General features: G+C 49.6%; 17 protein-coding genes. All 17 read left to right on the top strand.

Annotated elements, in window-relative coordinates; translation table 11 throughout:
• Positions 1–26 precede the first annotated feature (26 nt).
• Entirely contained in the window at positions 27–1,352 is a 1,326-nt protein-coding gene (gene der, locus A3842_RS20605) for a ribosome biogenesis GTPase Der (protein WP_074087604.1), read from the top strand.
• An 11-nt stretch (positions 1,353–1,363) separates the two neighbouring features.
• Positions 1,364–1,981 (top strand): glycerol-3-phosphate 1-O-acyltransferase PlsY, encoded by a 618-nt coding sequence (gene plsY, locus A3842_RS20600; RefSeq protein ID WP_074087605.1) that lies wholly within the window; start codon positions 1,364–1,366, stop codon positions 1,979–1,981.
• On the top strand, positions 1,974–3,014 hold the full coding sequence (locus tag A3842_RS20595; protein WP_074087606.1) for an NAD(P)H-dependent glycerol-3-phosphate dehydrogenase: 1,041 nt from the start codon (positions 1,974–1,976) through the stop codon (positions 3,012–3,014). The genes plsY and A3842_RS20595 overlap by 8 nt, the downstream gene beginning before the upstream one ends.
• 68 nt (positions 3,015–3,082) lie before the next feature.
• A complete protein-coding gene (locus A3842_RS20590) occupies positions 3,083–3,358 on the top strand; it encodes a stage VI sporulation protein F (protein ID WP_074087607.1) in 276 nt (91 codons plus the stop codon).
• A gap of 196 nt (positions 3,359–3,554) precedes the next feature.
• Positions 3,555–3,734 (top strand): DUF2768 family protein, encoded by a 180-nt coding sequence (locus A3842_RS20585; RefSeq protein ID WP_074102583.1) that lies wholly within the window; start codon positions 3,555–3,557, stop codon positions 3,732–3,734.
• An 89-nt stretch (positions 3,735–3,823) separates the two neighbouring features.
• Positions 3,824–4,192: a 2Fe-2S iron-sulfur cluster-binding protein gene (locus A3842_RS20580; RefSeq protein ID WP_074102582.1), complete on the top strand. Its 369-nt coding sequence runs from the start codon at positions 3,824–3,826 to the stop codon at positions 4,190–4,192.
• A 102-nt stretch (positions 4,193–4,294) separates the two neighbouring features.
• Entirely contained in the window at positions 4,295–4,987 is a 693-nt protein-coding gene (locus tag A3842_RS20575; RefSeq protein WP_256701784.1) for a DUF3939 domain-containing protein, read from the top strand.
• A 378-nt stretch (positions 4,988–5,365) separates the two neighbouring features.
• Complete coding sequence (spoIVA, locus tag A3842_RS20570; protein ID WP_074087611.1) at positions 5,366–6,844, top strand: stage IV sporulation protein A; 1,479 nt, start codon at positions 5,366–5,368, stop codon at positions 6,842–6,844.
• A gap of 378 nt (positions 6,845–7,222) precedes the next feature.
• Entirely contained in the window at positions 7,223–7,495 is a 273-nt protein-coding gene (locus A3842_RS20565; protein ID WP_019909963.1) for an HU family DNA-binding protein, read from the top strand.
• Between the two features lie 114 nt (positions 7,496–7,609).
• Complete coding sequence (mtrB, locus tag A3842_RS20560; protein WP_025709321.1) at positions 7,610–7,858, top strand: trp RNA-binding attenuation protein MtrB; 249 nt, start codon at positions 7,610–7,612, stop codon at positions 7,856–7,858.
• A gap of 110 nt (positions 7,859–7,968) precedes the next feature.
• Positions 7,969–8,508 (top strand): hypothetical protein, encoded by a 540-nt coding sequence (locus A3842_RS20555; protein ID WP_074087612.1) that lies wholly within the window; start codon positions 7,969–7,971, stop codon positions 8,506–8,508.
• A gap of 112 nt (positions 8,509–8,620) precedes the next feature.
• Positions 8,621–9,490: a heptaprenyl diphosphate synthase component 1 gene (locus A3842_RS20550; protein WP_074087613.1), complete on the top strand. Its 870-nt coding sequence runs from the start codon at positions 8,621–8,623 to the stop codon at positions 9,488–9,490.
• Between the two features lie 3 nt (positions 9,491–9,493).
• Complete coding sequence (locus tag A3842_RS20545) at positions 9,494–10,246, top strand: demethylmenaquinone methyltransferase (RefSeq protein WP_074102580.1); 753 nt, start codon at positions 9,494–9,496, stop codon at positions 10,244–10,246.
• On the top strand, positions 10,239–11,114 hold the full coding sequence (locus A3842_RS20540) for a UbiA-like polyprenyltransferase (RefSeq protein WP_074102579.1): 876 nt from the start codon (positions 10,239–10,241) through the stop codon (positions 11,112–11,114). Before A3842_RS20545 ends, A3842_RS20540 begins: the two co-directional genes overlap by 8 nt.
• Positions 11,111–11,719 carry a UbiX family flavin prenyltransferase gene (locus tag A3842_RS20535; protein WP_074102578.1) on the top strand — a complete coding sequence of 203 codons (609 nt, stop codon included), beginning with the start codon at positions 11,111–11,113 and terminating at the stop codon, positions 11,717–11,719. Before A3842_RS20540 ends, A3842_RS20535 begins: the two co-directional genes overlap by 4 nt.
• A complete protein-coding gene (locus tag A3842_RS20530; RefSeq protein WP_074102577.1) occupies positions 11,716–12,576 on the top strand; it encodes a menaquinone biosynthesis protein in 861 nt (286 codons plus the stop codon). The genes A3842_RS20535 and A3842_RS20530 overlap by 4 nt, the downstream gene beginning before the upstream one ends.
• Positions 12,573–13,541, top strand: a complete 969-nt coding sequence (locus A3842_RS20525; RefSeq protein WP_074102576.1) for a polyprenyl synthetase family protein — start codon at positions 12,573–12,575, stop codon at positions 13,539–13,541. The genes A3842_RS20530 and A3842_RS20525 overlap by 4 nt, the downstream gene beginning before the upstream one ends.
• The last annotated feature ends 31 nt before the right edge of the window (positions 13,542–13,572 follow it).

Below are 13,572 nucleotides of genomic sequence, written 5' to 3'. Positions count from 1 at the left end.
GCGTAAGGATGACAGGAGGAATGAATATGGCAAGACCCGTTGTGGCCATTGTTGGGAGGCCTAACGTCGGTAAATCGACGATTTTTAACAGGCTGATTGGCGATAGACTGGCCATTGTAGAAGATAAACCGGGGATCACACGTGACCGGATATATGGCGTTTCCGATTGGAACGGCAAATCCTTCAGTGTCATTGATACCGGAGGAATTGAAATTGACGGTGAGGATGCTATTCTGAAGTCCATCCGCGTTCAAGCGGAACTGGCCATTGAAGAAGCAGATGTCATCGTCTTTATGTGCGAGGCAAAAACCGGTCTAACCAATTCGGATGAAGAGGTAGCACAAATTCTCTTCCGTTCCGGAAAGCCGATTGTCTTAGCTATTAATAAAGTTGACAACATGAAGCGTACAGAGGATATTTATGAATTTTACAGCCTTGGAATTGGCGATCCCATCGGGATCTCAGGCAGCCATGGTACAGGTATCGGGGATCTGCTCGATGCGGTAACCGAGCGTCTGCCAGAGCTGACCGAAGAGGAATATGATGAGGATGTTATTCGTGTAGCTCTCATCGGTCGTCCGAATGTAGGCAAATCTTCTCTCGTAAATGCCATTTTGGGCGAAGAACGTGTAATTGTCAGCGACGTTGCCGGTACGACTAGGGATGCTATTGATACACCGTTCGAACGCGATGGGCAGAGATATGTGCTGATTGATACTGCGGGGATGCGCAAACGCGGCAAGGTCTATGAAACAACTGAGAAATACAGTGTGATGCGGGCTATGCGTGCGATTGAGAGAGCTGATGTTGTGCTTGTAGTCATCAACGGTGAGGAAGGCATCATCGACCAGGACAAGCATATTGCAGGTTATGCCCATGATGCCGGTAAGGCTTCGATTTTTGTGGTTAACAAATGGGATGCCGTCGAGAAGGACGACAAGACGATGCAGAACTTTGAGACCAACATCCGCGATCACTTCCTGTTTATGAGCTATGCGCCTGTTGTCTTTTTATCTGCACTCACGAAACAGCGTCTCCAGAAGCTGCTTCCGGTGGTTCAGCACGTGGCTCAACAGCATGCGCTGCGGATTACTACGCATCTTGTCAATGATGTGGTGTCTGATGCGGTCGCCATCAATCCTCCGCCAACGGATAAAGGTCGTCGCCTGCGCATCAACTATGTAACCCAGGTAGCTGTGAAGCCGCCGACAATAGTGGTGTTTGTAAATGATCCTTCGCTGATGCACTTCTCCTATGAACGGTATCTGGAGAACAAGATCCGCGCAGCGTTCAATTTCGAGGGCACACCAATCCGACTCTTTACACGGCGCAAATCCGAGAACGAAGGTTAGGGGAGAAAACAGTGGCGTTTGAACTTCTGGTTATCGTAGTAAGTTATTTGCTTGGCTCTGTCAGCTTCAGTGTGCTTTTGGTCCGCCTGCTCAAGGGTGTGGATATCCGGCAATATGGCAGTGGAAATGCCGGTGCTACCAATACATTGCGGGTGATGGGGAAAGGGCCGGCGATTCTTGTTCTGGTACTGGACGTATTGAAAGGAATTGCGGCAGTCTGGCTTGGAACCTGGGCCGGTGGCTGGGGGACATGGGTCGCTGTTGCCTGCGGGATCGCAGCCATTATTGGACACAACTGGCCCCTATACTTTCATTTTCGTGGAGGAAAAGGAATTGCGACTACCATAGGCGTCATGGCTACGCTTTGTTTTTGGCCTGCGCTGATCGCCGGTATAGTTGCCATTGTGGCAATTGTGATTACCAAATATGTATCTCTGGGATCTCTTCTGTTCGTGGCGCTGACCCCGGTGATTTTAATTTTTACCGATTTTACGGCACCTGAATTATGGGGAAGTCTTATTATTGCCCTCTTCGCTTTTTGGCGGCACCGGAGTAATATCGTGAAGATCAGCCAGGGGCGGGAGAATAAAATTGGTTCAAAAGTCAAGGAGGGGAACCGGGTTGTCTGATAAAGTAACCGTGCTGGTCGCGGGCAGTTGGGGAACTGCGCTGGCATCTGTGCTGGCGGCTAACCACTCGGAAGTTTATCTGTGGACACGGAAACCTGAACAAGCTGACGAGATCAATCATTCACATACAAACCAGCATTATCTTCCCGAAATTACGCTGCCTGTGAATATTATTGCCACTACGGATATGGAAACTGCCGTTAAGGATTCCAGGGCGGTAGTTATTGTTGCGCCTTCCTCTGGGATGCGTCAGGTTACACATGCGCTGAAACCCTTCTGGAAGAAAGAAATGCTCTGTATTCATGCCACCAAAGGCTTCGAGACAGAAACGATGAAACGGATGTCTACAGTAATCTCTGAGGAGCTTGGCTGTAATGAAGGTGAGATTGTGGTTCTCTCAGGTCCTAGTCACGCGGAAGAGGTTGTCCGTCTATGTCCGACCACAGTCGTTGTGGCTTCGCCAGATGAAGGTCGCGCAGCCGCTGCTCAGGAGCTTTTCATCAATAATGATTTCCGGGTATATACGAACCGGGACCAGGTTGGCGTTGAGTTGGCCGGAGCGTTGAAGAATATTATTGCACTAGGTGCAGGCTTGTCTGACGGTCTGGGCTTCGGAGACAATGCCAAGGCCGCGCTGCTTACCCGTGGACTGGCTGAAATCTCCCGTGTTGGCGTTGAGCTTGGCGCAAATCCCCTTACGTTCTCCGGCCTGGCAGGGCTCGGCGACCTGGTTGTAACAGCTACGAGCAAGCACAGCCGCAACTGGCGGGCGGGCTCAATGTTGGGTCAGGGTAAACCTCTAGCGGAGGTGCTAGAATCCATGGGTATGGTGGTCGAAGGAATTCGTACAACGGAAGCTGCCTTTGCGATTTCGCTTAAGCTTAAAGTGCAAATGCCAATTACGGATCAGATTTACCATGTGTTGTTCAAAGGCAGATCCCCACGTAAGGCGGTAGAAGCCTTAATGGGCAGAGACCGCAAGACAGAAATGGAAGCTATATCCCAGGAAACCTGGGAGCAATGGCATTCCTGAGGAACGTTCACCTTTTGCCGGAAATTCTCATATGTTGTAAATGGGGATTGACGGAGGAGGGATGAAGAATGAGCAGAGATTTTTCCAAGGATGCTTTGAACGCTATTAACAAAAAAGCGGGAAAGAACATTACGGAAGGCGCCGTGAAGAAGCTGGCCAGTACGGTCAAGCCGGGAACAACGCAGAATGAAGCCCAGCTCCGCCAGTTGATCAAACAGGTGTCAGCAATGGCCAAGGTGCCAGTTAGTGAAGCTACTGTGCAGGATATTATTAATGCTGTCAAAAAAGGCGGCGCGAATTCAGGCACAATGGAGTCTTTAATGAAAATGATGATGAAAAAATAGGTTGGCGCTTCAAACCAAAGAGCAGAAGTTCCGGAATCCTCCAAATTCCGTGAATCTCTGCTCTTATTTCGGCTGAAATAATAAGGATATCTCATAGCCAGGTTGTCATTTCCGGCCATTTCTTCTTGCAGAAATGGGTAGAGTTTCATGCTATAATATTCGCAATCCAAAATAGCCGAATGGGGGAGCGCTGGATATGGACCCGATGACGAAAATGTGGTTGTCCCTTATCGCAATCCTGATCATGGGATTGTCCGTGTTTCTGATTACCTTTGCCCGCAGTAAGACCAAAGGGCTTTTAAGGGGGATTTTGTCTGTAATCGCTTTTGTCATTATGATTATAGGCTTGCTGGGTGGAGCTGCTTCGATTATGTAAGCATTTACATTCAGTTGAAGCTGCGCAACTGTCAGGCTTTTCAGGTGGATTCATTAACATAACATCATGTGAAGGAAGGAAGCTGCATCATGAAACGGCAAAAGGGATGGACTGTCACGTTTCAGCCGGAAGGCCGAACAGCTGTTGTCACGCATGGAACTTCTCTGCTGGAGGCATCACGTAAAGCAGGGGTCTCCATTACTACCCGTTGCGGTGGAAAGGCCGGCTGTCTGATGTGTAAAGTTAAGGTTTCCGAAGAATATACATCTGGGCTAAGGCCTCCCGGTGATGCCGAGCAGCGAAAACTGGGCGGCCTGCTGGACGAAGGTATTCGTCTGGCCTGTCAAGCGGCGGTATGGAACGATTTGAGCGTATATACTCCCGAGGACCCGCTCAAAGCAGCTGTAAGGCGCAAGCTTGAAGCTGCCCGTCGCGGGGAAGAAGATGAACTCTGGTAGCACTTTTACGACAACCGTAAGAAACGGAGGGATACGGGCATGGAGAGCTGCATAAGGCGTGACAAGAAGTATAGACCCAACATAAGAGGAGTTCTATGGGCGGTGTCCATTCTTTGGGTATGCTCGCTTGCTGGCTGTATGTATCCTGAGAAGGAGAGGGCGGGAAGCAGCTACCGCGGAAGCGTAATGCGGGTGCAGGCTGCAGTGAATGATTACCAGCAAAAAGAAGGATTACTGCCCATACTTAATGCAGATGAGGCCACACCGAGATATGAGAAATTTTTGATTGATCTGGAGAAGCTGCAGCAAACGGGATATCTGGATGAAATTCCGGCAGCAGCCTTTGAGAAGGGTGGCAGCGCCTACTTTCTTATATTGAATGAAGAGAGCGATCCAGAGGTAAAATTGATGGACTTGGTTACTGTTCAAAAGGTGAATGATGTCCAGCGCCTTATCAACCGGTATAAGTCTGCTCATGGAGGAAGCCTCCCGGCAGGGGAGGAGATCTATCCGGGTTTGTTCGCGATTGATGCCCGGCAGGCGGGCACGGATTTGATCACGCTGAGCAGCATCTATTCCGGCCAGCCGCTGCCATTTTTCATGGATAAGAAAGGCACTGTATATGTAGATTACGGTGTTGATATTCTGTCGGCGATACACCAAAACTCCGCTTCTCCTAAAGATCATACGGACCTGCGTCTTCAACTGGAGCAGGCTTCTTATTATGTACCTGTCAAATCCTTGCCTTATTTCTGGGTGGGCGGTCAGCCAGTCCCCCAGTCTCCGTTACTCTAAAGACACTAACAGGCTCTCTTCCAAAAAGAGTTCTATCCCTCTACTTTCCCTCATATGCTAGCTGAGAAGGCTTCCGGGCGTCATGACGCTCTGCAGGCGCAGTGGCTGATTTTTACGAAATTCCGATTTAAATTGCGCGGGTAGCGGGTCATAAATCCGTTCTGGATACATATGATGATACTAGTCCAAATGCATGTCCGAGCATTCGGAGTTAAGCGTGGGGCAATGCAGGTTCCGCCCTTAAGTCAGCAGCTAGGCTCCATGGCGGACAATGTCAGTCCGGTGGGTGTCCTGCAAAGGTCAGAAAAGCCGGCGGAACGCGAAGTCGATGCTCTTCAGGCATTTTTTCTTCGGAGTAATATGAGGAGGGGATCTCTTTTGGAAAAAGTGGATATTTTCAAGGACATTGCCGAGCGTACCGGCGGAGACATTTATCTTGGCGTCGTCGGTGCGGTTCGCACAGGGAAATCAACATTCATCAAACGCTTTATGGAAACGATCGTCTTGCCAAACATTACGAATGAGGCGGATCGGGTTAGAGCGGTGGATGAGCTTCCGCAAAGCGCGGCAGGGAAAACAATCATGACAACAGAGCCGAAATTTGTGCCGAACAATGCGGTGCAGATTAAGGTGGCGGAAGGGCTGGAGGTCAATGTCCGGCTGGTAGATTGTGTAGGGTATGCGGTTGAAGGTGCTAAAGGCTATGAGGATGAAAACGGTCCTCGGATGATTTCCACTCCTTGGTTTGAGGAGCCGATTCCTTTTCAGGAAGCAGCGGAAATTGGCACCCGCAAGGTCATTCAGGAGCATTCCACACTGGGTGTAGTGGTGACTACAGATGGTACCATAGCTGAAATTCCGCGTCACTCCTATGTGGATTCCGAAGAGCGTGTAATCGCTGAGCTGAAAGAGGTTGGCAAGCCGTTTGTGCTGGTGATCAACTCGACCCGGCCGCGCAGTGATGAAGCGCAGCAGCTCCGCAGTGAGCTGGCCGCCAAATATGATATTCCGGTCATGACGCTCAGTGCAGCGAATATGACGGAAGATGATGTAACAGGCGTCCTGCGTGAAGTCCTTTATGAATTCCCGGTTCACGAGGTGAATGTGAATCTTCCAAGCTGGGTAATGGTACTTGGCGAGAACCACTGGCTGCGCACCAGTTACGAGAATTCTGTCCGTGATACGGTGAAGGATATCCGCCGGTTGCGTGATGTTGACCGGCTGGTGGCACAGTTCACGGAATATGACTTCATTGACAGGGCCGGACTCAGCGGCATGAATATGGGTCAGGGTGTGGCGGAGATCGACTTGTATGCGCCTGAGGAACTCTATGACCAGGTTCTGATGGAGATTGTAGGTGTTGAAATCCGCGGGAAAGACCACCTTCTGCAGCTGATGCAGGATTTCTCACATGCCAAACGTGAATATGACCGCTTCTCGGAAGCGCTGGAAATGGTAAAAACCACAGGCTATGGGATCGCTGCTCCATCACTCGCCGAAATGGCGCTGGATGAGCCAGAACTGATTCGCCAAGGCTCGCGCTTCGGAGTCCGGCTGAAGGCAACAGCCCCATCCATTCATATGATTCGGGTGGATGTTGAATCTGAATTCTCGCCGATTATCGGTACAGAGAAGCAGAGTGAAGAGCTGGTGCGCTATCTGATGCAGGATTTCGAGAACGATCCGATTAAGATATGGGAATCCGATATTTTTGGCCGGTCGCTGCACTCCATCGTGCGTGAAGGCATTCAAGGGAAAATCGCTATGATGCCGGATAACGCCCGCTATAAGCTGCAGGAAACACTGGGCCGGATCATCAATGAAGGCTCTGGTGGACTGATTGCGATCATTCTGTAAAAAATCATTGGGCTCAAAGTGAACAGAGCGGGAGAAATCCTGCTCTGTTTTTTGTGCAAAGATAAGAATCTATAGCTTCGCGCAATAAATAATCCTTATCTTTCTCCCTGAAACGGATACCATCCTTTTAAGGATAGCGTAGCCGTTTCTACTTGAAATAATTAAGAGAATTAAGCATTTAGAGAACAAATATGCTACTTTCTTCTCCTTTTTTGACTAACGCCTTGAAATTCTTAGTGGGCTGTATTACTATAAGTTTGTTGCGCTTCTAGGAAGAGTAGCGCCGATATCTAGTCATAACGGGATTATCACGTATATTTTGCGTTGAAACGGAAACAGTGTATGATACCGGAAATTTGCCCAGGGAGGTGAGAAGACATGAACAAATCAGATTTGATCAACGTAGTTACAGAAGCAACTGAACTTCCCAAGAAAGATGCTACTAAAGCGGTAGATGCCGTTTTTGAAGCGATCACAGGAGCTCTGCAAAGCGGAGATAAAGTACAGCTGGTTGGATTCGGAAACTTTGAAGTGCGCGAACGTTCCGCACGTAAAGGCCGTAACCCGCAGACTGGTGAAGAAATCGAAATTCCTTCGAGCAAGGTGCCGGCATTTAAACCGGGTAAAGCTCTTAAAGACGGAATCAAATAGAGATTTCTACATATCTATCCCATAGTCTTTCTGAGTAATAACGATGCCGCCCTCCAAGGCGGCATTTGTTGTTGAAAGGGTATATGCTCACAAAAACTTTTAGGAGGGTTCTACATGACCGAAAAGAATAATGGCGTAAATCCCGCCCCGGCAGGCAGCGACTACATTGTAATCAAAGCCAAAGAGAACGGTGTACAGGTTATTGGGCTTACCCGAGGATTGGATACACGGTTTCATCATACAGAAAAGCTGGACAAGGGCGAAGTGCTCATTGCCCAATTCACGGATCATACCTCAGCTATGAAAATCCGCGGCAAAGCCGAAATATGGAGCAAACACGGACAATTGGAAAGTGAAAGCTGAAAAGCAGGCATAGCCTGCTTTTTTTCAAAATATAACTAAAGATAGCCATGTCTCAATTCCCGAATATTCGTTCCAGGAGGCGGCAACTATGAATGATAAGGGGGCTTGTCATGAACAGGAGCTGGCTAATTGGAACAGCATTGATCATATCTGCGGCTACCGTGCTTCTTCTTCCGCAGCTGGCCTCGCTTGAGCCTTCCTTACAGCATAAATACGGAGCAGTGGAGGTCTTCGGCGAAGAGGGCACGGTTCTGGGGAGCAATAACCTTGTAGATTTACTTGGGGAGCTTCCTCTTACCCTCTCCATTGACCGTGTGGGTTGGAAGGGAAGAGTTCTCTCTCTGGATCTGAAGGTGACTGGCAATGAATCTGAACCGCAGGAAATTTATCAGAATATGGCCTTGGCCATTTCTTTTGCCTTTCAGGAGACAGTAAATGTGGATCAGTTGCTGCTTCGGATTGTTGCCGAGGACAAATGGCTTGAGAGCCGTCGTCTACTGCTCGCTGGAGATATCCGGCGCAACGAATGGTCACCCGGACTGCAGGAAGCTCTCCAGACAGCCGCAGGCCGTCCACTGCCGGAATCCCTTAAGAGCGGGCTGCGTATCAGCGAGAGTGAGCTATGGAAGAGGCAGTTCATTTATCCCTGATCTGGGTAAAATAAACTAGACGGGCCCACAGTGCGTGACCAAAAAACATGTGATATAATAGACAAGATTGTGAACAAAGATTGTCATAACGTCAATGGCTCCGGAGGCTGAAATGAAACCGTACCGCATACCGCAACTGGCTAAACCTTACACAGACTACGACATGATTCAGCGGCATACGGATTTGCCGCCGTTTTCAGACGGGCGTGGTCATTTGTTATATATTTTTTTAAGTCACGGTTCACCTGCCGATCTGAAGGGCGTAGAACTGTTCACGCTCGTAACCGGACTGGTTCAGCTGGGGCTGGATACCCATGAGTCGATTGATCGTACACAGGAGGAGCCTGACAGAGACCTCATGCGATCCCGGCAGCTTAAGGTACTGGCCGGTGATTACTTCAGCAGCTGGTTTTATCATCTGCTGGCCAAGCGTGAGCAGATTGAAATGGTGGGTATTTTAAGTACGGCCGTTGCGGATGTTAACGTGATGAAGGCCAATCTGTACAGCAAGATGAAATCCATGATCCTTTCCGCGGAACAATATTTGCGACACACGGTACAGCTCAATATGAGGCTGTTTCTTTCTTTTACACCGATGATTGAGGAACCGTTTAAAGAGTTGTGGGAGAGACTGCTTGCCGAGTTTAGCCAATATGAGACCGTCCTGCTGGAGTTACGCCGTGGGGATGATACGGAAAATGCTGTGGATGGCTATTGCTACTTGAAGGTATTGGAGTCTGCAGCAGAAGATGAACGGCGGCGGCTGCTCGAGAAAGATATAGACCTTAAGGATTGGAAAAAGCTCAAGATGAAATACAAATGTGACTCGTTGCTGACGGACAAGCTGCATGGGTCGGTCCAGTCCATTCAGGGGTTGCTGCAGGGTGTCAAGGACGAAAGCCTGTTCAGCGAACTCAGTGCTGCGCTTGACCGCCTTCTTCTGCATATGAAAATTTCCGGTCAAGCTGCCGTGGAGGGTTAGGGAATGACAATAGAGAAAACGACCACACTCAGTGATCAAGGCACCAAACCCAAGGAACAGTTTGTGCATTCCGTCTTTGAGAGCATTGCTGGTAAATATGATTTGATGAATGACATATTGAGCTTCCGCAGGCACAAGGCTTGGCGTAAGTTCACCATGCGTAAGATGGGGATGAAGCCCGGAGACTCTGCGGTTGATCTGTGCTGCGGCACCTGTGACTGGAGCATCGCGCTCGCAGAAGCCAGCGGGAACGGTTCTGTTATGGGGCTTGATTTTAGTGCGGGGATGCTGGAAGTGGGCCGGCGTAAAGTGGAAGCGCGTCATCTTCAGAACCAGATTTCACTGGTACAGGGCAATGCCATGGAGCTTCCTTTCGGCGATAACTCGTTTGATTATGCAACGATAGGCTTTGGACTCCGCAATGTTCCAGATCCGGTTCAGGTCTTGAACGAAATGAAACGTGTGGTAAAACCGGGAGGCATGGTAGTATGTCTGGAATTGTCCAAACCGATGAAGCAGCCGTTCAAAGGCATCTATTATTTTTATTTCCAGCGTGTTCTTCCACTCCTTGGCAAACTCTTTGCGAAGAGATATGAACAATACAAATGGCTTCCTGAATCACTCGCCTTGTTCCCGGACAGAATGCAACTAGAAGTGATTTTCCGTGAAACCGGACTGCAAAAAGTGGAATCCTTCCCCTTGACCGGAGGCATCGCTGCACTACATATTGGGCTCAAGGAGAATTGTAATGCTTAAGAAAATCGGCATTTTTTTACAAATGATTAAATTTGAACATACCGTATTTGCTTTACCCTTCGCCTTCATGGGCGCGTTGCTTGGTTCGGTAGTGATGTTCGGGGTCTTGCCTTCCTGGGGGCAAATCGGCTGGATTGTTATTGCAATGTTCGGCGCACGCAGTGCAGCTATGGGACTGAACCGGTTAATTGACCGGATTAGTGACGCCAAAAATCCCCGTACAGCCGGAAGAGCCATTCCTGCCGGGCTGCTCAAGGTTGGCGAGGTGACCCTGTTTATTGCGTTCTCATTCTTTTTGCTGTTCTGGGCCGCATTTAAGCTGAATCCTTTGTCGGCCAAGCTGCTGCCTATCGCCGTATTCCTTCTTGTTTTTTATTCGTTCACCAAGCGTTTCACCTGGGCATGCCATCTGATTCTAGGCCTGACGATCGCTCTGGCTCCTCTTGGGGGCTGGGTTGCCGTTACCGGTACGGTGGATTGGACTTCCATGGTATTCTACTTCACGATTGTATTCTGGACGGCTGGATTTGATATCATTTACTCCTGTCAGGATGTTGAATTTGATAAGAGCGAAGGACTGTACTCTATTCCTGTCCGTTTCGGCGTACCCAGAGCACTGACCATTGCGAAGGTGTTTCATATTCTTACGGGTGCTGGTTTTGTGTCGCTGCTGTTCATTACCGACTTAAGCTGGTGGTATGTAGCAGGGATGCTTATTGCCTACATTATTCTATTTTATGAGCATCTTATTGTGTCTCCGAGCGACCTTAGCCGGTTGCAGACGGCATTCTTCACCATGAATGGTGTACTGAGCATCGTAGTATTTTCATTTACTCTGATTGACTTGGTGGTGCAGTTTTACAAATGAATGAGCTTAAAGCGAAAAACTTTGTCGTGGGCATTACGGGAGCGAGCGGCGGAATTTATGGCGTCCAGTTGACCAAGGTCCTGCTTTCGCTGGGGCACTCGGTCCATTTGGTGGTAAGCAACGCCGGGTGGCGTGTATTTAAGGAAGAGCTCGGCTTTGCCGCCTCAGACCGGGAAGGGTTTCTGAACGAACAGTTCGGAGACTATCCCGGTTCTCTGCATTATCACCCGATTGCCGATATCGGCGCTTCTATTGCCAGTGGCTCCTTCCGAACCGAAGCCATGATTATTATGCCTTGTTCCATGGGAACACTGTCTGCTGTAGCTCAGGGCAGTTCTGATAATTTGATGACCCGGGCTGCAGATGTCATGCTGAAGGAAGGGCGTCCACTTGTACTTGTACCCCGGGAAACTCCGCTGCATGCGATACATCTGGAAAATATGCTGAAGCTGTCCCGCCTTGGGGTGAAAATGATTCCAGCGATGCCCGCATTTTATTATGGCCCCACAACCATAGAGGATCTGATTAACTTTATGGTGGGCAAGGTGCTCGATAGCTTGAACATTGAGCATTCATTATTTCGCAGATGGGGGGATGAAGGATGAGTCATCCGAAACCTACCGTTATCGGTAAAATCAGCTATACGAACTCATGGCCGGTATTTCATAATTTTCACCCATCGAGGTTAAGCTTCTCCGCAGAGATGGTGAGTGAGGTACCAGCCATTCTTAATCAGGGTATGGCCAGCGGAAACATCCAAGTAGGAGCACTCTCATCCTTCGCATATGCAGCCGCAAGCGAACGTCTGCTGCTGCTGCCGGATCTGTCTGTAAGTTCTGATGGTCCAGTAAAATCCATCCTGCTGTTCTCACGGGTGCCGATTGCGCAGATTGCTTCGGGAACAATTGCCGTTACTAACACCTCCGCTACATCGGTCAATTTGCTAAAAATCCTGCTGCAGAAAGCGATGGGCGGCAAGCCGGAATATATTAGTGCTGTCCCTGATCTGGACAAGATGATGGCACAGGCTGATGCCAGCCTGCTCATTGGCGACAATGCAATCAGGGCTTCTTGGCAGGATCAGGGCTATATCGTTACGGATCTTGGAGAGCTGTGGAAGGAATGGACCGGACTGGGCATGACCTTTGCCGTCTGGGCTGTTAACCGGGAGGCAGCCGAAACGAGGCCTAAGGCGATTGCTGAAATAGCCGAAGCCTTTGTGGAGAGTAAGACACTCGGCCAGCGGAACCTCGCACCCATTATCCGTGAGGCATGCACAGCTATCGGGGGGACAGCAGCCTTTTGGGACGGTTACTTCCGTAATTTGAGTTATGACTTTGGGGAAAGGCAACAGGAGGGTCTGAGTCTCTATTTCCGTTACGCCTATGAGCTGGGCTTATTGCCGCGGGAAGTGAAGATGGAGATTTGGAGCCATAATCTGCTGACACGGGTGAAAGAATGAAACGAATTCAAATGTTTGGACTGCTGAACAAAGATATGGATCAGATAGAAAAGGAACTCTACCGCAGCGTGCAGGGCGACGATGAACTGCTGGCAGAGACATCCCTGCATCTGTTGAAGGCAGGCGGCAAAAGGCTGCGCCCTGTCTTTGTGCTGATGGGCGGCAAATTCGGACAATATGATCTGGAGAAGCTGAAGCGGGTTGCCATTCCTCTGGAGCTGATCCACAGCGCTTCGCTCGTACATGATGATGTGATTGATGATGCAGAGCTGCGGCGCGGGGAACTGACAGTCAAAGCAAAATGGGGCGACAAAATTGCCATGTACACCGGGGACTACATTTATGCGAAAGCGCTAGTGATGACCTCAGAGTTGAGTAATCCGAGAATACACCAAATCCTCTCCAGAGCGATGGTGGAAATGTCTATCGGAGAGATGGAGCAGATCCGTGACTTCTTCAACAGCGAGCAGAGTGTACGCCATTATCTCCGGCGCATCCGCCGCAAGACTGCCCTGCTGATTGCCATCAGCTGCCAGCTGGGGGCTTTAGCCGCCGATGCCGAGCCGGATACGGCTAAACTGCTCTACGATTACGGATATAACGTTGGTATGGCGTTCCAGATCCGTGACGATCTGCTCGATCTTTCCGGGACGGAAAAACAAATTGGCAAACCGCCGGGCAGTGATATGCGGCAGGGCAATATCACCCTGCCGGTGATATACAGCCTGGAGGACCATCGGATTCGCGGTGCACTGCTTACAGAACTGGCATCTATCCGTGAAGGACATAGCGGTGTCGGACGCGCCATAGATCTGATTCTGTCAGGCGAAGGCATATCCAGAGCAGAGGAGCTGGCATCCCGCTACATTTCCAAGGCTCTTGCGGCGCTGGATCAACTTCCAAGCAACAGAACAAAGCGGAACCTGAAGGATATCGCTTTTTTTGTGACAGGCAGAGCTTACTAATTGAAATGCTAAAAATATTAAGCGTTCACAG

Source organism: Paenibacillus sp. P3E (assembly GCF_001909045.1).
GTDB classification, from domain to species: Bacteria; Bacillota; Bacilli; order Paenibacillales; family Paenibacillaceae; genus Paenibacillus_AQ; species Paenibacillus_AQ helianthi.
Note: the sequence above shows the minus strand (reverse complement) of the source record. Positions and strands in the feature narration are given on the sequence as shown.